This window comes from Ochrobactrum sp. AP1BH01-1 (genome assembly GCF_018066705.1).
In the GTDB taxonomy this organism is placed as follows: domain Bacteria; phylum Pseudomonadota; class Alphaproteobacteria; order Rhizobiales; family Rhizobiaceae; genus Brucella.
Genome location: NZ_JAGPOU010000003.1, coordinates 162,826 through 186,170 on the forward strand (window position 1 = coordinate 162,826; position 23,345 = coordinate 186,170).

Sequence of the window (23,345 nt, forward strand, 5' to 3'; positions counted from 1 at the left end):
TTGCGGCGAAGCGGTTAGAGCATTTCCAGCAAAAGTGCGAAGCGGTTTTGCGTCGGATAATGCGTGAAAACAGAAGGATAGATCGGAGAGGGAGGGAGACGATCCGATATGGCCGCAGCAGGAAAACGAGCAACCATTCATGATGTGGCACGCCTTGCCGGCGTGTCGATCAAGACAGTTTCACGCGTCTACAATGACGAACCGAATGTGCGCGAGGCCATCCGCGAAAAGGTCCGGCAGGCGGGAAGCGAGTTGCGATACCGCCCCAATGCCGCCGCCCGCAACCTTGTCGAACGCCGGTCTCACCTGATCGGTCTTTTCTTCGAAAATCCGAGCGCCAGCTACGTCACCGAATTGCAGATGGGTGCGCTGGAACGGCTTCGCGGCACGCGATACCGCCTGCTGATCTTTCCCGTCGAAAATCGTGAGGACATTCGTGGCGCGCTGATCGAAACCGCGCATGCTTCCGGGCTCGACGGCATCATCGTGACGCCCCCCATGTCGGATGATCCTGAAATCCTGGCCGAATTGACGGCATCGGCAATGCCATTTGCCCGGGTCGCGGGCGATGTGAATGTGCACCCGACGGATAGTGTCACGATTGATGACGAGGCTGCTGCCTTCGACCTCATGGAATATCTTCTGAAACTCGGCCACCGCCGGATCGCCATCGTCATCGGCGATCCGACGCACCGTTCGGCGGAACTGCGCCTCGCGGGCTATCGGCGCGCGCTGGAACAGGCGGGGATCGACCGCAATCGGGATTATGAGGCGCAGGGTGGTTTCAGTTTTGCGAGCGGCCTTGCTGCCGGAAAGCAACTGCTTTCGCTCGATGAGCCGCCGACGGCGGTGTTTGCGTCAAACGACGATATGGCGGCTGCCGTCATGCAGGTCGCTTATGACCGCAACATTGCGATACCCGATCAGCTGACAGTGGTCGGCTTTGATGACAGCGCGATCGCCAGCATGGTTTCGCCACAGATCACCACCGTCCGCCAGCCGATTTTCGAGATGACCCGCGACGCGGCGGACATGCTTCTCGACCAGATCGAAACCGGCCATTTATCGGCCTCGCGGCGGATAGACTACAAGCTCATTATCCGCCAGTCGTCCGGCAAGGCGCCCGTTTAGGGGCAAAATGTTAGCTCTGTTCAGGTCGCGAGGGGAAGAAGCGCTCGCGGGCGAAATTGCTGCCGAAGATCATGTCATATTGCAGCATTTGATAGTCGCGCAGGAGCGGCGGGAAAGGTGGCCGTTGCTGCCAGCCTTCCTCTGCATTCTCCGACCGGTCGAAAACCGCATAATTGTCAACGACGCGGTAGCGTTCGCGCAACTGGCGCAGGAAGCCGGTGTAATAGGGATGCTGCATCCCGGCCATGTCCAGAATGTGCAGCGGCAGGAAGGCCGGGCTGATCGTACCCGTTCCCCGCTCGGCGCCGCGCTTGTTCGACCACAGAACCAATGGGGTTTCATGCTGCAGCATCATATCGGCGGCAGGTGCCGTGCGACTTGCGACCCGGTTCGCCATGAAGCCGGTCTCGACATAGACGGGCCCGAGCGGCGGCAGGTGATCACCGAAAAAGACGAGAATGGTTTCGCGCTCCCGCTTGGACGCCCAGTCCATCAGCCGTGCGAGGCTCGCATCGGCATCCATGGCGCCTTGCGAATAGGAGCGGATCGATTGGCGGGTATGCTCGCCACCGTCGGTCTGCACGTCAAGTTTGGAATCCGGATAGCGGTTGGCCTCGTATGGGCCATGTCCCTGAAGAGAGACGGCAAAGAAGAAGAACGGCGCATCCATGGAATCCGCTTCGCGGATGATCTCATCGGTCAAGGCAGCGTCGGATGCCAGCGCGCCGCGCTTTTCCAGAGGCGGCATGTTTTCTTCCGACATGAACCGGTCGAAGCCCATGCTTTCATAGACGGGACCGCGGTTCCAGAACCATTGGCGATAGGGATGGATAGCGCGCGTCGCATAGCCCTGATCCTTGAAAAAGCTGGCAAGGGAGGGAAGCGGGCGACGGATATATTGCTGATAGGGAATGCTGCCCGAAGGCAGGAACGCCTTGGAAAAGCCGGTCAGTGCCTCGAATTCGACATTGGCGGTCATGCCGCCGAATTCCGGGGAGAAGACATGGCCGGATTGTTCCGCCCGGACTGTCGGGATCGGATCGGCGCTGAAAGCCACGCCCGGAAGGCGCGTCGGGTCCCAGAAGGATTCGCTCATCACCATGATGACGTCCGGCTTGCTGCTGTCGAAGGCGGCCGGGATCAGCTGCGCAGGCGGTTCGATGGCGGCAATGGCCTCGGGAGAATAGCCTTCCGGGGCAAACACGGTAGCCATTGGCACATTGAGGATAAAGGCCATGGTGAAGCCGTTATGCGCGTAATTTTCCTTCTGGTCCCACATGATGGGCAGAATGCGCAGCCGGTCGCGCGCCAGCGAGAAGCTGGCATAGTCTGAAATAACCGCGAACCAGGCCAGCAGCGGCAGCGCGAAGGCGAGGCGCAGCATACGCCCTTTCCACGGGATCGGATCGAAACGCCGCCACCAGAACAGCGTCACGGTGATCATCAATGCTGCCGAGGCAATGAGCAGCAGGGCTATGCCTAGGGCACTCCACGGGCGGTCGCGCACCAGAAGCGGCAGAAGGTCGACGATCTGACGGGCATAGAGAAAATCGCTCGGGTAAAGCGGGTCACCGAGATAAAGGCTTTTCTCACGGGCGGTCGTGGCTGCAATCAGCGCCAGCGGCCCGACAACAATGAAGCCATAATGGATGCGCCCGAAAATGGCGTCGCTTGCGGTGAGCACGACGACGAAAAGCGCTACGGTCGTCCATGCAGGCTTGTGCGGGGTGCGGAAGAACTGCATCGTTTCGGTGAACGAGCCTCGCACGATCCATTCGATGGCGAAAACCAGCAAGGTCGAAAGCACGACGGAAGCAAGCGCAATGACGGCCAGGCGCAGCGGCCAGGCAATACGGGCAGGCCCGAAAATCGCGCCGTCGCTCCAGCGTCGCTCAGCAGCATTTTCCATCACACCCGGCATGTTCTACTCACTCACTCCCAATATTTCACAAAAAGCCTGTCACATTTCCGTCATGGAAATGTCAACTCACGTTTGGGGCACGCTTGAGGTGCGCCTGATACGCACCGTGATCTGAATGGATGATGAATGGAGCATGTCTCCCGAAAGCGGGAAACGGTTCAGGTGAAAAGACATGCGAAAAAACAAACAGTTACAAAAAACAGGGCCGGAATTTATCCGGCCCTGTCAATGGAAGCATCCCGCTCTGGATTACGAAATGACGTCTTCCAGTCCCTTGGTCAGTTCCAGTGCCTGCCGCTCGAACAGGCGGCGATAGATGCCACCCGGCTTGCGGATAAGCGCGTCATGGTCGCCTTCTTCCAGGATCTTGCCCTTGTCGAAGACCAGCAGCCGGTCAAGCGCACGAACCGTCGAAAGCCGGTGTGCGATGACAAGCGTCGTGCGGCCCACCATCAGCCGTTCCATCGCCTGCTGGATCAGCACTTCCGATTCTGAATCGAGGCTCGATGTGGCCTCGTCCAGAATAAGGATCGGTGCATCTGCCAGAAACGCACGGGCAATGGCGACACGCTGGCGCTCACCGCCCGACAGCTTCACGCCGCGTTCACCGACGAGCGTCGCATAGCCCTTCGGCAGACGGCTGATGAAGTCGTGTGCGCTTGCAAGCTTCGCAGCTTCCTCGATCTCCGCCTGTGTCGCGCCGGGGCGGGCATAGACGATGTTCTCGGCCAGCGTCCGGTGAAACAGGATCGGCTCCTGTTGCACGATGGCGATCTGCGATCTGAGCGATGCCTGCGTGACATCGGCAATGTTCTGCCCGTCGATGCGGATCGCGCCGCCGCTGACATCGTAAAGCCGCTGGATCAGCTTGACGAAGGTCGTCTTGCCCGAACCCGAATGCCCGACCAGACCGACGCGTTCGCCAGCCTCGATCCTGACCGAGAAGTCGCGATAGAGAGCCGCATCGTGATTGCCGTAATGGAAGGTGACGTGATCGAAAGTGATCTCGCCATTTCCAATTTTGATGGCCGGAGCACCCGGCTTGTCGGCAATGCCGTAAGGCTGCGCTTCGATATCGACCAGTTCCTCCATGTCGTTGACCGAACGCTGCAGGTTGCGGATATGCATGCCCACATCGCGCAGATAGCCTTGCAGCATGAAGAAGGCGGTCAGGACGAAGGTGATGTCGCCGGCGGTCGCCTTGCCCTGGCTCCACAGATAGAGCGCAAAGGCAATGACCACGCCGCGCATTACCAGGAGGTTCGCACCCTGAATGAAGCCGTTCAGCGTACCGATCAGCCATGTGCGGCGCGTGCGGCCGCGCCACTTGGTCACGACCTTGGCAAGACGCACATCTTCGCGGCTTTCCGCGCCGAATGCCTTGACGACGGCATTGCACGAAATCGCATCGGCCAAAGCGCCGCCCATGCGCGTGTCCCAGCTATTGGCAAGCGTTGCCGCAGGGGCGACGAAGCCGAGCGAGATCACGATGGTGCAGACGATGAACAGCACCGAGCCGATGGCAACCAGCAGGCCCATCAGCGGCCAGTACCACGAGAGAAGCGCGACCGAGCCGAGCAGCATCAGGATCGATGGCAGCAGCGCCACGATCAGCGTATCGTTGAGCAGGTCGAGCGCCCACATGGCACGCGAGACTTTACGCACCGTCGATCCGGCAAAGGCATTGGCATGCCAGTCGGTCGAGAACCGCTGCAGCCTGCGGAACGAGCTTGCTGCCATGTCGCTCATGATCTTCAAGGTGAAGTCAGTGATGACATAGAAGGTCAGCTGTCGAGTGATCAGCGCGAGCGCACCCAGCGCAAGCAGGACGATCAGCGCGTGAATGGCGGCGTCCCATGCACCGTTATTGCCCAGCGAAAGCGCGTCGACGAGCCGCCCGGAATAAAGCGGTGTCAAGACATCTGCGGCTGTTGCGAGCAGCATGCCGATTATCATCAGCGTCAGCCGCAGGGGCTGACTTCGCCAGTGGCCGAAAGTGTAGCCGAGGACATTGCGGAAAGCAGGTCCCCGGAAATCTATGCGAAACCGAGTCATATCTACAATACCAGGCCGCGCTTGAGCGGATTCTGGTTCCTTTAAAAGCATTTTCAGCAAAAGTGCGAAGCGGTTTGGCGTCGGACGATGCGTGAAAATAAAGACGAAACAAGCAGCCGGTTACGGCTGCGGCAAATTTGGAAGTTTTGGAATAGGCCCTTTTAGGGAGGGCGTTCAGGCCTCAGCCTGCATTGCGGGCCAAAGACTTAAAGCTTGGAAGCGCCCGCGCGAACACTGGGCACCATCGGGAATGGGTAATAGACACGCATCTCATACCTCTTGCCAGTGTTGCAGATGGGTGCACAATAAATGAGCAGAAAGATTTGCCAAGGCGAAAAATGACGATTTGGTCAACTGGTCATTGACTGTGACAAATTTGCAAGGCGCGCCTTTCAAGGCCGCAGCCCGAGCCTAATTTTCACTTTTTTCGTTACAAGACGGCTGTGGCCTTGCAATTCCGCCGCTCATGGGTGAAGGGTCATCGTGAGATATATCAGTGCGGTGCACAGGGAGAGTTTCATGACAATTCATCAAAATCTGATTGCGGGCGAATGGGTCGGCGGCGACGGGAGCGCTAACATCAATCCTTCGGACACCAATGATGTCGTGGGGACCTATGCGCGGGCAACAGCCGAAGACACCAAGGCAGCGATTGCGGCTGCAAAGGCCGCTTTCCCGGCCTGGTCGCGCTCCGGCATTCTGGAACGCCATGCGATCCTGCGCAAAACCGCAGACGAGATTCTGGCGCGCAAGGACGAGCTTGGCCGTCTTCTGTCACGCGAGGAGGGCAAGACGCTTGCCGAGGGCATCGGCGAAACCATCCGCGCCAGCCAGATTTTCGATTTCTTCGCTGGCGAGTGCCTTCGTCTGGCAGGCGAAGTTCTGCCTTCCGCGCGTCCCGGCATCGGCGTTGAAATCACTCGCGAGCCGGTCGGCGTCGTCGGCATCATCACGCCATGGAATTTCCCGATTGCCATCCCGGCCTGGAAGATCGCTCCGGCCCTTTGCTATGGCAACACGATTGTCTTCAAACCGGCCGACCTCGTACCGGGCTGCTCCTGGGCGATTGTCGATATCCTGCATCGCGCCGGTCTGCCGAAGGGCGTTCTCAATCTCGTCATGGGCAGGGGTTCGGTGGTCGGCCAGACCATCCTGGATAGCGCTGACGTCAATGCCGTGACCTTCACCGGCTCAACCGGCACCGGCAAGCGCGTTGCGGCTGCATCCATCGAGCACAATCGTCGCTTCCAGCTTGAAATGGGCGGCAAGAATCCGGTCGTGGTTCTGGATGACGCCGATCTCAACGTCGCTGTGGAATCGGTCGTCAATTCGGCCTTCTTCTCCACCGGCCAGCGCTGCACGGCGTCGTCGCGCATCATCGTGACGGAGGGCATCCACGACAAGTTCGTTGCCGCCGCCATTGAAAAGCTCAAGACCGTGACGGTCGACAATGCGCTGAAGCAGGGCACCCATATTGGCCCGGTGGTCGATGAGAGCCAGCTCAAGCAGGACATGGACTATATCGAGATCGGCCGCAAGGAAGGCGCCAAGCTTGCCTTTGGCGGCGAGCGCCTCAACCGTGAAACGCCGGGCTTCTATCTCCAGCCCGCACTGTTCACGGAAGCGACCAACCAGATGCGCATCAGCCGCGAGGAAATTTTTGGCCCGGTCGCCTCGGTCATCCGCGTCAAGGATTATGAAGAAGCGCTTGCCACCGCCAACGATACGAATTTCGGCCTGTCGGCGGGCATCTGCACGACGAGCCTGAAACATGCCACGCATTTCAAGCGCAATTCGGAAGCGGGCATGGTCATGGTCAACCTGCCGACCGCCGGTGTCGATTTCCACGTGCCGTTCGGCGGACGCAAGGGTTCGAGCTACGGTCCGCGCGAGCAGGGCCGCTATGCTGCCGAGTTCTACACGACGGTCAAGACGGCCTACACGCTGGCTTGATGGCGATCTGAATGAGTGTGAAAACCGGCGGTTTCCCCGCCGGTTTTTTCATGCCGTTTTGCGCGGCCAGGCGGCAAGCTTGCGCGCAAAAAAGGAAACCGTCGCATGCAAAAGCATGGTGAAGGCGGCGAGCACGAAAAGGCTTGCGAACATGAGGTCCACCTTGGCGCGGCCATTGGCAAGCAGCATCAGATAGCCAAGCCCTTTCGAAGCACCAACCCATTCGCCGACTACAGCGCCGATGGGCGCATAGACGCTTGCAAGGCTCAGTCCCGAGGCAAGCGATGGGAAGGCCGCCGGTATGCGTATGCTGAAGAGAATATGCATCCGCCCGGCGCCCAGATTTTCGGCGGCGTTGATGAGCGTCTGATCGGTCCGCTGCATTCCATCGAGGAAGGTGGAAACGACGGGAAAAAAGATCATCAGAATAGTGACGGCGATCTTCGATGCTGGGCCATAGCCGAGCCAGAGCGTGAGGATCGGGGCAAGCGCGAAAATCGGGATCGCCTGGCTGAATACCATCACAGGCATGACGAGCCGCTGCGCCAGCGGTGACATCATCAGGCCGATTGCCGTCAGCACGCCGATCACGGAGCCGAGCATCAGGCCGCCCAGCACTTCCGCGACCGTCACGATGGCATTATCGGCGATCAACCGGGCATTGGCGATCAGAGATTGCACGACATCGAGCGGGCCGGGCAAGATGAAGCGGGGCATCTGCCAGACCGTCACCACGGTCTGCCACAAGCCAAGCACGGCCATCGCCGACAGGAACCCGTCGGCGATGCGTTTTGCTCGCGAGCGAGGGGCCATGCCCGTCACTTTGCTTTCAAGCCCATGGACCAGAAATCGGCTTCGAGCCTGCTTGCCGTCGCAAAGATCTGGCAGAGCTTCGGCCAGCGCGGGCTTTTCTCGAAATCCGTGCCGATGCGGTCCTTTGCAGCATGATCGAACAGCCTGCCGACCGTGTGGCACATATCCTGATAGCCGGACCCGGCATAGGTATCGATCCACTCCCGATAGGGCGTGCCGGGTGTGGCCGTCGCCGCAAGCCTTAGCCCGATTTCGCCATAGCCATGGGCGCAGGGCACGAGCGCGGTCAAAAGGTCGAGGAAATCGCCCGCCTGTCCGCAATCGAGCACATAGCGCGTATAGGCAAGGTTTTCCGGCTCTTCCCGGGTGTTGTAGAGGTCATCTTCGCTGATGCCTTCGCGCCCGCATATGCCGACATGCAGCGGCAGTTCCGTCAGCGTGAGCCGATGCATGATATCGGCGCAAAGCCGGGTTTCCTGCAGCGTATTGGCTTTGACCACGCCGAGCGCAAAGGCGCGGGCATAGTGGTGCAGATAGACATAATCCTGCTGGAGATAGTGCAGAAAAGCCGATTTCGGCAGCGTTCCGTCGCCAAGCCCACGCACGAATTCATGTTCGATATAGGGTTTCCAGTCGGCAAGCGTGGCGGCACGAAGACGCGTGAACAGTTCGGACGAATAATGCGGCTGCGGCATGGTCATAGCTTGTTTCCTTCTGCGTTTACATCGATGGCCAGTTTCTCGACGGGCAGGATCGAAGGCACGAGGCCGTTTTCCTTCAGATAGGCCTCGTAGCGGCTCCAGCGCCCGTAATCGAGGCTCGCGGGCGAGCGAGAGAAGCGGGCGACCGTGTCTTTCCAGGCGCGCTGGTTCAATTCGTCCTTGAGTTCGGAACTGTAGGACGCGAACACCTCGAAGCTCTGTTGCGGATGATTGACGATATATTGCGCACCTTTTTCGGTGGCCGAGAGGAAACGGGAAATCTTGTCCTTTTCCGCTGTGCCGAGCTTTTCGCTGTTTGCGACATAGACCAGCTCATCATAGGGCGGCACGCCTTCTTCCTCGACGTTGAAGCATTTGCCTGCCACGCCTTCGACCGCCATCTGGTTCAGTTCCACATTGCGATAGGCACCCATCACCGCATCGACCTGTTTCGACATGAGCGATGGCGCCAGCGAGAAGTTCACATTGATGAGCTCGACGTCGGAGAGTTTGATGCCATGCTTCTTGAGAATGGTGCCGAGCACGGTTTCCTCCACGCCCGCAACCGAAAAGCCGATCTTCTTGCCCTTGAGATCGGCGATTGCATTCACCGATCCATCGTCGCGGGTCATCAGGCAGTTGAGCGGCGAGTCGATCAATGTGCCGACGCGGATGAGCGGCATATCGGCATGAACGTCCAGATGCACCTGCTGCTGATAGGAGATCGCAAGGTCTGCCTGCCCGGCGGCGACTATCTTCGGCGGCACCGCAGCATCCGCTGGCGCGACAATATCGACATCGAGACCTGCATCCTTGAAGTAGCCGAGCTTGTCGGCGACGATGATCGGCCCGTGATCGGGATTCACATACCAGTCGAGGATGAGCTTGAATTTATCGTTCGCCTGCGCAGCCTGAGCTGAAATCAGGGCGAACGAGACCGTGGCGCTGAAGAGCGCTGCAAAAACCAGTTTTTTCAATGTTTCCTCCAGAAACTAAATTACATGGGGCCGTGTAATTTCGATCCATTGCCGCAGGCGGGCCTCCGGATCGGGGTTAAGGGTGATGTCGGTGACAACGGAAACGATGTCGGCTCCGGCATCGAAAACGCCGGGCGCGCGCTCCACATTCATGCCGCCGATACCGACGAGCGGAGTGTCACCAAGCGCGGTTTTCCATTGCCGCACGCGGCCCAGCCCCTGTTCGTGCCACTTCATCTTCTTGAGAATGGTGGGATAGACAGGGCCGAGCGCGATGTAGGCGGGTTTCAGCGCGAGTGCGCGGTCGAGTTCCGCTTCGTCATGGCTGGAAACGCCGAGCTTCATCCCGCTATTCCGGATCGCATCGAGATCGGCATCATCCAGGTCTTCCTGACCCAGATGAATGAAATCGCAACCTTCCTCGATGGCCAGTTTCCAGTAGTCGTTGACGATGAGCTGGCAGTCATGCGCAAGGCAGATTTCCCGCGCGGCGCGGATTTCACCGCGCAGTTCGGCATCGTCCTTGTCCTTGATGCGCAGCTGCACCAGCCTGACGCCGAGCGGCACCATGCGCTCCAGCCATTTCGCGCTGTCGAAGATCGGGTAGAACGGATCAAGCGCCATTACAGAAAAGCCTTTCCGATAAGGGGAGTGGAAGGGGAGGCCATATCGCGGGCTTCAATCGGATCGGCTTCATGGGCGATGCGACCGGCTTCGACCGCAAGCGCGAAAGCGCGCGCGATAGCGGCGGGATCGCCAGCCTTGGCAACGGCAGTGTTGATGAGCACGGCGTCATAGCCCAGTTCCATCGCCGCTGCCGCATGGGACGGCACGCCGATGCCCGCATCAACGACAAGCGGAATATCGGGGAAATGCGCCCGCATGGTTTTCAGCGCATAAGGGTTGTTGAGGCCACGGCCCGAGCCGATGGGCGCGCCCCACGGCATCAGCACCTTGCAACCGGCTTCGAGAAGCTTTTCCGCGACGACCAGATCGTCATTCATATAGGGAAAGACCTCAAAGCCATCGTCGCAGAGAGTGCGTGCCGCCTCGACCAGACCGAACGGGTCGGGCTGCAACGTGTCATGGTCGCCGATCACCTCCAGCTTGATCCAGTTGGTGCCGAAGATTTCACGCGCCATCTTGGCCGTGGTCACCGCTTCGCGCGGCGTGTGGCAGCCTGCCGTATTGGGCAGAACGGCCACGCCCAGTTCCCGGATCAGCGCCCAGAAATCCTGCCCGGCGCGGGCCTCGCCGCTTTCACGGCGCAGCGACACGGTGACGATCCCCGCCCGCGAGGCGCGCACCGCATCGGCAAGGATTGCGGGCGATGGATATTGCGCGGTGCCGAGCAGCAGGCGGCTTTCGAATTGTTTTCCATAAAATTCCAGCATCTCAGCCTCCCTGCATCGGGGCCAGAACTTCGATGCGGTCGCCAGAAGACAGGGTCGCTGCTTCGCGCTCGTCGCTTGCCACGAATTCGCCGTTCAGCGCGGTTGCAACAACTGCTTCGTCCAGTTCGATTTCTGCGAGCAGCGCCGCCAGATTGGCGGCTTTCGTGGTGATGACTTCACCGTTCAGCACGATCGTCATGCATAGTCCTCCACAAATTCGGGCATGGTTTCGGGCGTGGTCGCAGCAGTGACCGCCATGCGTGCTATCGCCGGCGAAAGCAGAAAGCCGTGGCGGTAAAGCCCGTTGACATAGATGGTTTTGCCGCGCCGCCGCACGCGGGGCAGATTGTCGGGAAAGGCCGGACGCGCATCGACGCCGGTTTCGAGAATTTCCGCCTCGCCAAAGGCCGGATGCAGGGCGTAAGCCGCGCTCAAAAGTTCCAGCGTGGAGCGCACGCTGATGCCCGACCGCTCGCCGCTTTCGATCATGGTCGCGCCGATCATGTGCACACCGTCGCCGCGCGGCACGATGTAAAGCGGAATGCGCGGATGCAGGAGACGCACGGGCCGCGACAGGTTGATGTCGCGGGATCGGACAACCAGCATCTCGCCCTTGACGCCGCGCAGATCGGGCAGCGCATCCCGTGCAGCCAGACCACGGGCGTCCACTACGATATCCGCGTAGATCTCCGCTGCATCGGCTTCCGTATTGAGGTGGAAGACGACACCCTTTCGTTGCAGGTTTTCGGCCATTTCCACCAATGTCCTGCGCGGATCGAGATGCCCTTCGCGCGCGAAGAACAGGCCCTGCCGGAAACGTCCGGCCAGATCAGGTTCCAGCGCATCGATGCGGTCATGATCGATTGTGTCGAAAGCTTCCGTCCGGCGGGCGAAACGGCGCAACTCGCTGGCATCGCGGTTGTGCGACAGAACCAGCGTGCCTTCCCGCTTGACGCCGGAGACGTGCTTTTCCCACCAGCCAAGTGCTTCCTGCCCAAGCCGCACCACCGGTTCCTCGGCGCTTTCGCCCTCGCACCATGGCGCCAGCATGCCGCCTGCCAGCCACGAACAGCAGTCGGCACCGATCTGCGGGCTGCGGGCAATCACCGTGACGGCATGGCCCTGATCGGTGAACTCGGCGGCGGTCGCAAGCCCGGCGACGCCTGCTCCGATGACGGTAACGCGCATCACGCAATCTCCTCCGTTCGGATTGTCCAGAGGTCATGAAAATGATGCACCGGCCCGTGGCCGTGTCCGATCTTCAACGTATCGGCGGCGCGGATTGCCCCTTGCAGATAGGCATGGGCGTTCAGCACTGCCTTTTCCAGCGGCAGGTTTTTGGCAAGCTCTGCGGCGATGGCCGATGAAAGCGTGCAGCCTGTGCCATGGGTGTTGACGGTCCTGATACGCGGCGCTTCGACACGAAGCGTCGGCTGATCGCGGCGCACCAGCAGATCGACGCATGTTTCGCCTTCCGCATGGCCGCCTTTCATCAGGACGGCCTTCGCGCCGAGGTCGAGCAAGGCGCGTCCTTGTTCCTCGGCGTCCGCATCGTCGAGCGCCAGACCGCAGCCGAGCAAGCAGGCCGCTTCCGGTCGGTTGGGGGTCAAAAGCGTCGCGAGCGGAATGAGTTTCTGACGCAAAAGCGCAATGGCGTTTTCGCTCAATAGCCGGTCGCCAGACTTTGCCACCATCACCGGATCGACAACGACGGGACCGGAAAAATGCGCGAGCCCCCGCGCGATGGCTTCGATGGTTTCAGGCACGGAAACCATGCCGATCTTCACCGCCGCCACATCGAGATCGCTGAAAACGGCGTCGATCTGCCCCGCGACGATGGCAGGCGGTATGTCGTGCACCGCGCTCACCGTGCACGTGTTCTGCACGGTCACGGCGGCAATGACGCTCGCGCCATAAACACCAAGCGCCGAAAACGTCTTGAGGTCGGCCTGAATGCCGGCGCCGCCGCCGCTGTCGGAGCCGGCAATGGTCACACAAATGGGGGGCGCGCTGATGGGCACAGACCGCGCCTGGCCACTTGTCGGTTTGGTTCGGGAGAAACTGTTCTGTCGGTCCATCATGTCGTCTCTCATTCCGAACGGAAGATGAGACGTCATGAACCTTGATGAAGCACAAGCTCCAAGGGGGATGGACCCCGTCCGCGACGCGCCAAACTCCGTTCCCTACGCAGGTATTACCCGGATCAGGTTCAATGGGTTGGCGCGAGAACGCACCTCTCAGCCTTTGTGTCGCAATATCGGACGGAAAACCGCTTGGCGCTTTTCCCGATATTGCTTCGAAGGCACCCCAACGAATTTTGCGTCTATAGGCATAGGCCGGAAGTTGAAGGCGGTCAAGCGATGGAAAAAGTCTGATTTTAAAGAAATTCCTTAAATCGACCCCCAATTTGTATATGGTTTATTAAAATTCTCCGCTTTAATCTATGCTCGGGGTGCATCTGAATCGGGTTGCTCATAGTGCTAACAAACGAGACAGTCTGCTCGTGGAGTGGAACTGTATAATCCTGTAGGATCGGTAGGATGAGGGGAATGCGATGAGGAAGCGGGGGGGCGCTTCGGCTTCGGCGGAAGGCACGATGGCGCGCACGTCCGAACAGGACTTCCGTATCCTTTTTACGACGCATCCGACACCCATGTGGGTTTATGACCCGGAAACGCTGCGCTTCATGGTGATGAACGACGCCGCGTACCGGCTTTACGGTTATACCGCGGAGGATATCCCCGGTATGACCGTGCTCGACATACGCCCGCCAACCGAGCGGGACCGGATGCTTGCAGCTATTCGCGATCGTAGCGACCTCGAGCGCCCGGAGCGCTGGCAGCATCTGCGTGCCAATGGTGAAACCATCGATGTTCTGACCTATGGACGCCAGGTCCTGTTCGACGGCAAGGAAGCAATTCTCGCTATTGTTCAGGACAGGACGGAACTGACGGAGGCCAATCGTCAGGCAAGTCACGCGCAGACTTTGCTGGATAGCCTTGTCAATAACTTGCCGCTTGGCGTGTTCGTCAAGGATATGCACGATAACGGCCGTTATGTGCTCTACAATCAGGCGGCGTCGGCCGCGAGCGGTCAGCCGATAGAAGAAGCGATCGGCTCTACCGACCGCGATCTTTTCCCGGAGCGCGAGGCAGCCGTCATCAGCGAGCAAGACCGCATGGCGATGCGGCGCCGGGAAGTATTGAGTGTCGAACGCAGGGTCGAGCGCAAGGACGGAACGTCGCGCACAATGCGGATCATAAAATGCTCGATTCCGCCGGTCGAAGGCAACGAGCCCCGCTATCTCATTGGCCTCGTTGAAGACATAACCGAGCGACGCGAAATCGAGGAACGCATGGCCCATATCGCCATGCATGACAGTCTCACCGGCCTGCCGAACCGGGCCTATTTTGCCCATCATGTCGAAAGCCTATTGAAAAAGGGCGGAGATTCCGAGCCTTTCGCGCTGTTCTATCTCGACATCGATCATTTCAAGAACATCAACGACAGCATCGGCCATCAAGCGGGCGACCAGCTTTTGCAGGAAGTGGCGCGCCGGCTGAAACAGATCACGACTTCGGATGAATTCATTGCCCGGCTGGGCGGCGATGAGTTTGCGATCGTTTATCGCAGTGGAACGCTGGGGCAGATCGCGATGTTTGCCGACCGCGTCCTTTCAGCTTTTCAGGATGCGTTCAAACTGGTTGGCAATTCGGAATTTGTCACTTGCAGCATGGGCATTGCTCAAGCGCCGCTGCACGGCGACACTCCCGATGCGTTGATGCGTAACGCCGACCTGGCGCTTTACGCGTCCAAATCCGGTGGACGCCGCACGTTCCGTTTCTATCAGCACTCGCTGCGCCTTGCAGCCGAGAAGCGTCACGTCATGACGGGCGAACTTCGCCAGGCGCTGCTGGACGAACAGTTCGAGCTTCACTATCAGCCGATATTCAATCTTGAAAGCGGCAGGATTTCCGGCTTCGAGGCGCTGATCCGCTGGCGTCATCCGGATCGCGGCATGGTTTCTCCCGCCGAGTTCATTCCCTTGGCAGAAGAAACCGGGCTGATCGGGCCGATCGGCGACTGGGTTTTAAGGGCGGCCTGTCGGGAAGCTGTCCTATGGCCGGAGGACATCAAGGTTTCCGTCAATCTTTCGCCGGTCCAGTTCAGCCAGACAACGCTCTTGCACTCTGTTACAGATGCACTGGAAGCGGCGCGGCTTTCGCCAGACAGGCTGGAGCTTGAAATCACCGAGTCGGTCTTCTTGTCGAACAGCAAGAACAATATTGAACTGCTGTTCGAGCTTCGCCGGCTGGGCGTTCGTATCGCGATGGATGATTTCGGCACTGGCTATTCATCGCTCAGTTATCTGCGTTCATTCCCCTTCGACAAGATCAAGATCGACCGCAGCTTCGTTTCGGGGATTGAAGTCGACACGCGTGACCTTGCCATCATTCAGGCCGTGGCGACGCTGGGTGCGGGGTTCAACATCGTAACCACCGCCGAAGGGGTCGAAACTGCCCAGCAGCTCGAGCGATTGCGTTCGGAGCGGTTCGGGGAAGTGCAGGGCTTTCTGACGGGGCGGCCAATGCCCGCAAGCGATGTGTTCGACTTCATTCATAATCGCGCGGCGACCGCCCTGCATATGCCGCCGGCATCCAACCGCCTGCCGATTTAGAGCGTACCCGAAAAGTCTGAAGCATTTTTGGGCAATTTCCGTGTCAAAGGAACTGCTTGGAGCGCCGCCAATCTGATTCAATCAGATCGAAACGCGCTCTAAAAAAGGGGCTTGACCTTCCAACGGTGGGAAGGACTATCTAAGGAGCAACTCTCGAATTGTGCCCGCATGGGCAGTGAAAGGGATTGCCATGAACAAGCCTGTCAATCACGAAGCGATCAGCTTTCCCATACCCGTCGAAGGGATGAGCTGCGCATCTTGTGTGTCATCGGTTGAAAAAGCCGTTTCCAGGGTTCCGGGTGTCGACAAGGTTTCAGTGAATCTTGCCACCGAGCGGGCCGACGTGACCTTCAGGGGCGCGCCCGATTTGCCGTCGGTGGTCGAGGCCATCCGCAAGGCGGGCTACGATGTCCCGGCGGGCAGCGTCGATCTTGCAATTGAAGGCATGAGCTGCGCTTCTTGCGTCAGCAAGGTTGAAAAGGCGCTGAATGCCGTGCCGGGTGTCACGCGCGCCAGCGTCAATCTCGCAACCGAGCGCGCCCATGTCGAACTGGCGGGGCCGGTCCAGACTTCCGATCTCGTCAAGGCGGTTGAGCAGGCGGGTTACGAGGCGCGCTCGCTGGCCGATGCCGCATCCGCCGCACAGCCCGAAACGCAGGCCGAAAAGCGCGATGCGGAAGCGGCGGAGCTCAAGAAGAGCGTGCTGCTTGCCGCCGTCCTGACCTTGCCTGTTTTCATCATGGAGATGGGTTCGCACCTCATTCCGGCCGTTCATATGTTTGTCGCGGACCGGATCGGGATGCAGAACAGCTGGTATCTGCAATTCGTGCTCACCACGCTTGTCCTGTTCGGGCCGGGCCTTCGCTTCTTCAAAAAGGGCGTCCCGACCCTTCTGCGCGGCACGCCGGACATGAACTCGCTGGTCGTTGTCGGCACGCTTGCCGCCTGGGGCTTTTCCATTGTCGCCACCTTCTTTCCCGGCGTCCTGCCGGAAGGAACGGTCAATGTCTATTTCGAGGCAGCGGCGGTGATCGTGACGCTCATCCTGATAGGCCGCTATCTGGAAGCGCGCGCCAAGGGCCGCACCAGCGCGGCGATCAGCCGTCTGGTCGGCTTGCAGGCGAAGTCGGCCCGTGTCGTGCGTGACGGGCAGGCCGTCGATGTGCCGCTGGAAGACGTTCGCGCAGGCGATATCGTGCAGGTGCGCCCCGGCGAAAAAGTGCCGGTCGACGGCGAAGTGATCGAAGGTTCCTCCTATGTCGATGAATCGATGATCACTGGCGAGCCCGTGCCCGTCGCCAAGGAAAAAGGTGCCGAAGTGGTTGGCGGCACGATCAACAAGACCGGCGCTTTCACCTTCCGCGCCACCAAGGTTGGCCGCGACATGGTGATCTCGCAGATCATCCGCATGGTCGAGGATGCGCAGGCCGACAAGCTGCCCATTCAGGCCAAGGTCGACAAGGTGACCGGCTGGTTCGTGCCTGCGGTGATGGCCGCCGCCGCGCTCACCTTCGCCTTGTGGCTCGCAATCGGCGGGACGGCCATGCTTGGCTATGCGCTGGTCAACGCCATCGCGGTTCTCATCATTGCCTGCCCGTGCGCCATGGGTCTGGCCACGCCGACCTCGATCATGGTCGGCACCGGTCGCGCGGCTGAGTTCGGTGTCCTGTTCCGCCGTGGCGATGCCTTGCAGACCCTGCGTGACGCAGCCGTCATCGCGGTCGACAAGACCGGCACGCTGACGCAAGGCAAGCCTGCGCTCGCGCATTTTGCAACGGTCGAGGGCTTCGAAAAGGACGAGCTTCTGGCGCTCGTTGCAGCGGTGGAAGCTCGCTCCGAACACCCGATTGCCGACGCCATCGTGGAAGCAGCAAAAGCGAAGGGATTGAAGCTCGCAGACGTTTCGGCTTTTGAAGCGGTGCCCGGTTTTGGCCTCAAGGCGCAGGTGTCCGGTCATGAGGTTGCCATCGGCGCTGATCGCTATATGGCAAAGCTCGGTCACGATGTGGCTGCGTTTGCCAACGATGCGAAACGTCTCGGCGATGAAGGGCAGTCGCCGCTCTATGCCGCCATTGACGGCAAGCTGGCGGCGATCCTGACCGTTGCCGACCCGATGAAGGAAACGACGCCCGCAGCCATTGCCGCCCTGCACGAGCAGGGGCTGAAAGTGGCGATGATCACCGGCGACAATCGCCGCACGGCGGAGGCAATCGCCAGACGGCTTGGTATCGATGAAGTGGTTGCGGAAGTCCTGCCCGACGGCAAGGTGGAAGCGCTGAAACGTCTTTCGTCCGGTGGCAAGCAGGTGGCTTTCGTGGGCGACGGCATCAACGATGCGCCGGCACTCGCCGCGGCGAATGTGGGCATAGCCATCGGCACCGGCACCGATATTGCGATTGAAAGCGCGGATGTCGTGCTGATGTCGGGCGATCTGCGCGGCGTGGTCAATGCAATCGCCATATCGAAGGCGACGATCCGCAATATCGGCGAAAACCTGTTCTGGGCCTTCGCCTATAACGTGGCGCTGATCCCTGTCGCGGCGGGTGTTCTCTATCCCTTCACCGGCACGCTTCTGTCGCCGGTGCTGGCAGCGGGCGCCATGGCGTTCTCGAGCATCTTCGTGCTCAGCAATGCCTTGCGGCTCAAGGCGTTCAAAAGCCCGATAGAAGCTTGAACAAGAAAGGCGCGGCTTTGACCGCGCCTTTCTGTTTCAGAGCATTTCCAGCAAAAGTGCGAAGCGGTTTTGCATAGAATAATGCGTACAAACAAAGACTAATGAGTGCCTGCAGCCTTGCCGTAAGTCCGCACAACATTGCGTACGGCTTCCACCATCAAGGCATGCGGTGTGGCTTCCACCTGTCCCGAAGCGACAGCCGGATAGAGCGTGCCAAGATACTGGCTGATAAGCGTCTCCGGTATCTTGCGGCCTTCCAGACGCTTCAAAAGCGCATCGACGGCAGCGGCGGCCTCAGGATGCGGCCAGTAATAGCGGATGCGGTCGCTATAGGAGAAATGGCGTTGCAGACGCAGTTCCTCCGCATCGCCATGGTAATATTTTTCCCAGTTTTTCGGCTTGGCCAGAAGCAGCGCTTCCATCTTGCCGCGCAAGGTTTCCGCTTCCGGCAGCTTGTCGAGGAAGGCCGCAATCTGGTCGAGACCGTAAAGCGCCTCGCGCAGCGCGAAGGTCAGGCCGGGGCCGACCTTCAAAATGGCAAAGCCGTCGTGAACGAGATCGGAAAGCGCTTCCATCGGCTGGTAGTCGGTCGAATGGGCCTCGAACACGAATTGCGGCATCTGGTTGAGCACGCTGCTCAAGGCGCTGGCCTTGTCGCTGTTGTAATAGACGACATTCTCATTGCCGAATTCCACGCCCGGCTGCACTACCACGCCGATGGCGCGGGAAAAGGCGTCGTCCAGCCCCAGCGCCGCGAAAGCCTTGCGGTGGACGGCCACCGTTTCAAGGGCCGCGTCCGGCTTGGTCAGCTCCAGTTCCTCGATTTCCTCCATCGCGCCGCCGGGGATCGGCACTTCGGTGCCGATGATATAGACCGGCAGATCGTATCCGGCTTCACGGGCCGCAGCTTCGGAAACTTTGGCCAGACGCGCAGCGCGTTCGGCGGTCACGGCGTCGGGCAAGGCGACCGGTTCGCCCGCGCAGCCCATCGACGTGTCGAGATGTATCTTGGTGAAACCGGCACGCACGAAGGCGTCGATCATCACTTCCGATTTCTGCATCGCTTCTTCAGCGGGAAGATGCTTCCACGGATTGGGACCGAGATGGTCGCCGCCGAGGATGAGCCGGGCGGTATCGAAGCCGACGCGGGCGGCGATCTCTTCCACGAAGCGCCGGAAACCGGCAGGCGTCATGCCCGTATAACCGCCATCCTGATTGACCTGATTGCAGGTGGCTTCGATCAGGACATCCGTATTCGTCGCGACGCCTTCAAGAAGGGCGGCTTCGATGACGATCGGATGCGCTGAGCAGATGGAGGTTATTCCGCCGCGCACGCCCTTCCTGTAGCGTGCGGGAATGTCTCTGAGGGATTGGGTGCTGCTCATGCCTGCGCTCCGTGCTTTTCAAGAAACGTCTGGATCTCGGCCATGGTCGAGGTGCCTTCCATTGGTCCTTTGACACCGACGGCGCGTGCTCCGGTGGCATTGGCGAAGGTCAGCGCCTCCTTCGGCGCCATCCCGCGCAGCCAGAAGGTGACGAATGCCGCGCCGAAACTGTCGCCCGCGCCGGTAGGATCGACTTCGTCGACCTTGAAGGCCGGCGCGAATACTTCGCCGTTCCGGTCGAAATAGCTGGCGCCTTCCGCGCCGCGCTTGACGACCACGGCCTTGATGCCGCGCGCCAGCAGTTCGTCCACAGCAGCCCTTTCCTCGGTCGCCTTGGCGAAGAGGAAGATTTCCGGGCCGCTCGGCATGAACAGGTCGGTGTTCTCAAGCACATGGACAAGCGCCTCACGCATGCCGGGCAGGTCCAGCATCTCCTTGCGGATATTCGGATCGAAGGACACGGTGCCGCCCTTTGCCTTGATGCGCGCCGTCGCGTCGCGGATCGCCGCGACGATGCTGTCCGAAAACAGCGCCGAGCCCATGATGTGCAAATGGTCCGCGCCTTCGACCAGCCTTTCCGCTTCCGGCGTCAGGCCGATGGCGCTGCAGGCGCTGTGCTTGATGTTGAAGATGAAATCGCGGTTCCCGTCCGGGCGATAACGCACGAAGGCGCTGCCGGTGGCGGCTGTCGGATGTATGCCGATCGCCGACACGTCCACGCCGTCATTTTGCAGGCGCTCGATGTTGAGCCTGCCGAAATCGTCATTGCCGACGGCGCTGACCAGACCGCATGGCTGGCCGAGCTTCGCCGCCTGATCGATGAAGATCGCGGGCGCGCCGGATGCGAATGGGCCGATCAGGGGAATGGCGGACTTGAAACCGTAACCGGTTTCGACGGCCATGATCTCGACGACGATCTCGCCGATGGTGATGATCTTTTTCATGAATATACCTGATCAGGCGCGCATGGACTTGGAGCGCACATCGAGCCAGACGGCAACGAGGATGACCACGCCCTTGACGATGAGCTGATAGAAATAGGGCACGGACAGCATGTTCATGCCGTTGTTTATGACGCCGATGATGAGCGCGCCCAGAATGGTGCCGACCATGGTGCCGACGCCGCCCGCAAGCGAGGTGCCGCCGAGGACGACGGCCGCGATGGCGTCAAGCTCGTAACCCATGCCCGCATTGGTCTGCGCGGAGGAAAGGCGCGAGGAAAGCAGGATGCCGCTGATCGCCGCCATGATGCCGGAGATCATGAAAACGATGATCTTGATGCGGTCCACGCGAATGCCCGAATAGATCGCGGCTTCCTTGTTGCCCCCGGTCAGATAGATGCGGCGCCCGAAGACGGTCTTCGACAGGAGGATATAATTGAAGATGAACAGGATGGCGACGATCCAGATGATGATCGGCAGGCCGAGCCAGTTTTCCGAACCGATGGCGAGCCAGGCATCGTTCTCGATGATTTCCGGCGCGCCGTTGGTCGGCAGGCTGACCATGCCGCGGAAAATGCCCATCGTTGCAACCGTCACGATGAAGGACGGCAGCATCAGCTTGGCCGAAAGCACGCCGTTGAGACCGCCCATGATGGCACCGGCGGCAAGCGTGAACACGACGGTCGGGACGAAGCCGAAACCCATCGCGAAGGCCTGCGCGGCCACCATGCCGGAAACGGCGATGATCGAGCCGATGGAAAGGTCGATTTCGCCGAGCAGGATGACATAGGTCATGCCATAGGCCGCGACCGCGATCACGGCCACCTGCTGCATGATGTTCATGAAATTGTTGAAGGCGAGAAAACGCGGATTGAGCACCGCGAAAACCACGCACAGAACGGCAAGCGAAATGATGATGCCGCCATACTGGCGGACGACCGGCGAACTGAAGAACGAGCGGCGAACTTCAGCATCCGCGGCTTTCTTCTGGATATCTGCGTTGCTCATTGGTGCATTCCTGCTGCGTAACTCATGACGGTTTCCGGCGTCAGGCCGTCGGCATCGAGAACCGCGGCGACACGCTTGTTATGCATGACGGCCACGCGGTCGCTCAGCCCCAGCACTTCAGGCAGTTCGGAGGAAACCATCAGGATCGCCGCGCCACTGGCGGCAAGTTCACGGATGATACGGTAGATTTCAAATTTCGCGCCGACATCGACGCCGCGCGTCGGCTCATCGAGAATGAGAATGCGCGGCTTCGTTTGTAGCCACTTGGCCAGCACGATCTTCTGCTGGTTGCCGCCGCTGAGCGAACCGGCGACGGTATCGAGCGAGGCGGTCTTGATGGCAAGGCGCAGGACTTCGGCTTTCGCCGCAGCCCGTTCCGCCGATGAACGCATGAGGCCGAGCGGACCGGCAAGCTGGCCAAGCGCAACCATGTTGATGTTGCGCTCGACGCTGTGCGGCAGCACCAGACCTTCTTCCTTGCGGTTTTCGGTCACGAAGGCGATGCCGTTGCGGATGGCGTCGCTGGGCGAGCCGAGCGTGATCGCCTTGCCGTCGAGTTCGATGGTGCCGGAGGGCGGCAACATGCCGAACAGCGCCTTCATCACGTCCGAACGGCCCGAGCCGACGAGGCCGAACAGGCCCACAACCTCGCCCGGCTTCACGTCGATGGAAACGTCGTGGAACTTGCCCGGCACGGTAAGGTTCTTCGTTGCGAGGATGGGTCGCACCGTGTCGGCGGGACGCGGCGCCTCGCGCGGCGGATAGATGTCGTGCATCTCGCGCCCGACCATGAGCGCGATCAGCCTGTCTATGCTGGTCTGGCTCTTTTCGGCTGTCGAAACATATTCGCCGTCGCGCACGACCGTAATGTCGTCGGACAGCCGCATGATTTCTTCCATGCGGTGCGAAATATAGATGACGGCGGTGCCGCGTGCTTTCAGGCGCTCGATGATCGAGAACAGGATTTCCGCTTCGCTGTCGGAGAGCGAGGAGGTCGGCTCATCCAGAATGACTACGTCGGCGGGCAGGCTCAGGCCCTTGGCGATTTCGACGAGCTGCCGCTGGGCGATTGAAAGATCACCCACCCGTGACCGTGCATCGACCGGCAGGCCGAGATCGGCAATCAGCTTTTCCGCCGCGCCGTTCAGTTCCCGCTCGCGGATGAAGCCGAAACGGCTTGGTTCGTGATTGGCGAAGATGTTTTCGGCAACGGTCAGATTGCGCGAGAGGCTCAGTTCCTGAAAGACGATGGCTATCCCGTGGGCACGGGCATCGCGCGGGTCTTTCGGCGCATAGGGCTTGCCCTTGAGCGTGATCGTGCCGGCTGTCGGCTTGAACACACCGGCGAGGATCTTCATCAGCGTCGATTTGCCAGCGCCGTTTTCGCCAAGAAGTGTGTGCACGCGTCCGGGCCGGACGGTCAGGTTCATGCGTTTCAGCGCGACCACCGGGCCGAAGGATTTCGCAACGTCGCGTATCTCCAGAACCGGAGCCTGATCTGTAACGGGGGATGTCACTTCGATGCCTCCGCTCTCCATTGCGGGCGATTCTCATTGAAACAGAATCGGGGGAACAGCTCTATCGTTGTTTTCGCCGCATCGCCGGACGTGAGGCCGTTTCAGGTCCTTGCCGGAAATGCTGGCGGAAAATGCGGCGGCGGCCCCGTTGTGGTGAGGGCAGGGCCGCCGCGCGGACGGGGAAACGGCGGCTGGGA

At 60.2% G+C, this 23,345-nt stretch carries 18 protein-coding genes and 1 riboswitch; of the genes, 4 read left to right on the forward strand and 14 right to left on the reverse strand.

Features of this window, described 5'->3' with window-relative positions; translation table 11 throughout:
• Positions 1-108 precede the first annotated feature (108 nt).
• Positions 109-1,131 (forward strand): LacI family DNA-binding transcriptional regulator, encoded by a 1,023-nt coding sequence (locus tag J9800_RS11415; RefSeq protein ID WP_114214264.1) that lies wholly within the window; start codon positions 109-111, stop codon positions 1,129-1,131.
• 10 nt (positions 1,132-1,141) lie between these two features.
• Here J9800_RS11415 and J9800_RS11420 read toward each other — a convergent pair whose 3' ends face one another.
• Positions 1,142-3,052, reverse strand: coding sequence for an LTA synthase family protein (locus tag J9800_RS11420; protein ID WP_114214263.1), 1,911 nt, complete (start codon positions 3,050-3,052; stop codon positions 1,142-1,144).
• 249 nt (positions 3,053-3,301) lie between these two features.
• A complete protein-coding gene (locus J9800_RS11425; protein ID WP_114214262.1) occupies positions 3,302-5,107 on the reverse strand; it encodes an ABC transporter ATP-binding protein in 1,806 nt (601 codons plus the stop codon).
• Between the two features lie 519 nt (positions 5,108-5,626).
• On the opposite strand from J9800_RS11425, the gene J9800_RS11430 reads away from it, so the two are divergent.
• Positions 5,627-7,060, forward strand: coding sequence for an aldehyde dehydrogenase family protein (locus J9800_RS11430; RefSeq protein WP_112589623.1), 1,434 nt, complete (start codon positions 5,627-5,629; stop codon positions 7,058-7,060).
• Positions 7,061-7,108: 48 nt separating this feature from the next.
• Here the strand turns inward: J9800_RS11430 and J9800_RS11435 are convergent, their stop codons facing one another.
• Genes J9800_RS11435 through thiD form a run of 8 tightly spaced genes read right to left on the reverse strand, consistent with a single transcriptional unit; the run spans position 7,109 to position 13,023 of the window.
• Positions 7,109-7,873, reverse strand: coding sequence for an ABC transporter permease (locus J9800_RS11435; protein ID WP_114214626.1), 765 nt, complete (start codon positions 7,871-7,873; stop codon positions 7,109-7,111).
• A gap of 5 nt (positions 7,874-7,878) precedes the next feature.
• Positions 7,879-8,574: a thiaminase II gene (gene tenA, locus J9800_RS11440; protein WP_210845722.1), complete on the reverse strand. Its 696-nt coding sequence runs from the start codon at positions 8,572-8,574 to the stop codon at positions 7,879-7,881.
• A complete protein-coding gene (locus J9800_RS11445; RefSeq protein WP_114214260.1) occupies positions 8,571-9,551 on the reverse strand; it encodes an ABC transporter substrate-binding protein in 981 nt (326 codons plus the stop codon). The genes tenA and J9800_RS11445 overlap by 4 nt, the downstream gene beginning before the upstream one ends.
• A gap of 15 nt (positions 9,552-9,566) precedes the next feature.
• On the reverse strand, positions 9,567-10,175 hold the full coding sequence (locus J9800_RS11450) for a thiamine phosphate synthase (RefSeq protein ID WP_114214259.1): 609 nt from the start codon (positions 10,173-10,175) through the stop codon (positions 9,567-9,569).
• On the reverse strand, positions 10,175-10,945 hold the full coding sequence (locus J9800_RS11455) for a thiazole synthase (RefSeq protein ID WP_114214258.1): 771 nt from the start codon (positions 10,943-10,945) through the stop codon (positions 10,175-10,177). Before J9800_RS11455 ends, J9800_RS11450 begins: the two co-directional genes overlap by 1 nt.
• Before the next feature lies 1 nt (position 10,946).
• Positions 10,947-11,144, reverse strand: coding sequence for a sulfur carrier protein ThiS (gene thiS, locus J9800_RS11460; RefSeq protein ID WP_114214257.1), 198 nt, complete (start codon positions 11,142-11,144; stop codon positions 10,947-10,949).
• The gene (gene thiO, locus J9800_RS11465) at positions 11,141-12,133 is read right to left on the reverse strand and encodes a glycine oxidase ThiO (protein ID WP_114214256.1); all 993 of its coding nucleotides are present in this window, start codon (positions 12,131-12,133) and stop codon (positions 11,141-11,143) included. Before thiO ends, thiS begins: the two co-directional genes overlap by 4 nt.
• Positions 12,133-13,023 carry a bifunctional hydroxymethylpyrimidine kinase/phosphomethylpyrimidine kinase gene (gene thiD, locus J9800_RS11470; protein WP_114214625.1) on the reverse strand — a complete coding sequence of 297 codons (891 nt, stop codon included), beginning with the start codon at positions 13,021-13,023 and terminating at the stop codon, positions 12,133-12,135. Before thiD ends, thiO begins: the two co-directional genes overlap by 1 nt.
• A gap of 85 nt (positions 13,024-13,108) precedes the next feature.
• Positions 13,109-13,265: riboswitch (TPP riboswitch) on the reverse strand.
• Between the two features lie 234 nt (positions 13,266-13,499).
• On the opposite strand from thiD, the gene J9800_RS11475 reads away from it, so the two are divergent.
• Both J9800_RS11475 and J9800_RS11480 read left to right on the forward strand, forming a co-directional pair.
• Positions 13,500-15,623, forward strand: a complete 2,124-nt coding sequence (locus J9800_RS11475) for a putative bifunctional diguanylate cyclase/phosphodiesterase (protein WP_114214255.1) — start codon at positions 13,500-13,502, stop codon at positions 15,621-15,623.
• Between the two features lie 190 nt (positions 15,624-15,813).
• On the forward strand, positions 15,814-18,297 hold the full coding sequence (locus J9800_RS11480) for a heavy metal translocating P-type ATPase (protein WP_114214254.1): 2,484 nt from the start codon (positions 15,814-15,816) through the stop codon (positions 18,295-18,297).
• Between the two features lie 98 nt (positions 18,298-18,395).
• Here J9800_RS11480 and J9800_RS11485 read toward each other — a convergent pair whose 3' ends face one another.
• Genes J9800_RS11485 through J9800_RS11500 form a run of 4 tightly spaced genes read right to left on the reverse strand, consistent with a single transcriptional unit; the run spans position 18,396 to position 23,148 of the window.
• Positions 18,396-19,682, reverse strand: coding sequence for a D-tagatose-bisphosphate aldolase, class II, non-catalytic subunit (locus tag J9800_RS11485; RefSeq protein WP_114214253.1), 1,287 nt, complete (start codon positions 19,680-19,682; stop codon positions 18,396-18,398).
• Positions 19,679-20,626 (reverse strand): tagatose kinase, encoded by a 948-nt coding sequence (locus J9800_RS11490; RefSeq protein WP_114214252.1) that lies wholly within the window; start codon positions 20,624-20,626, stop codon positions 19,679-19,681. Before J9800_RS11490 ends, J9800_RS11485 begins: the two co-directional genes overlap by 4 nt.
• Positions 20,627-20,638: 12 nt before the next feature.
• A complete protein-coding gene (locus J9800_RS11495) occupies positions 20,639-21,631 on the reverse strand; it encodes an ABC transporter permease (RefSeq protein WP_162792605.1) in 993 nt (330 codons plus the stop codon).
• Complete coding sequence (locus J9800_RS11500; RefSeq protein ID WP_502696690.1) at positions 21,628-23,148, reverse strand: sugar ABC transporter ATP-binding protein; 1,521 nt, start codon at positions 23,146-23,148, stop codon at positions 21,628-21,630. The genes J9800_RS11495 and J9800_RS11500 overlap by 4 nt, the downstream gene beginning before the upstream one ends.
• Positions 23,149-23,345 lie beyond the last annotated feature (197 nt).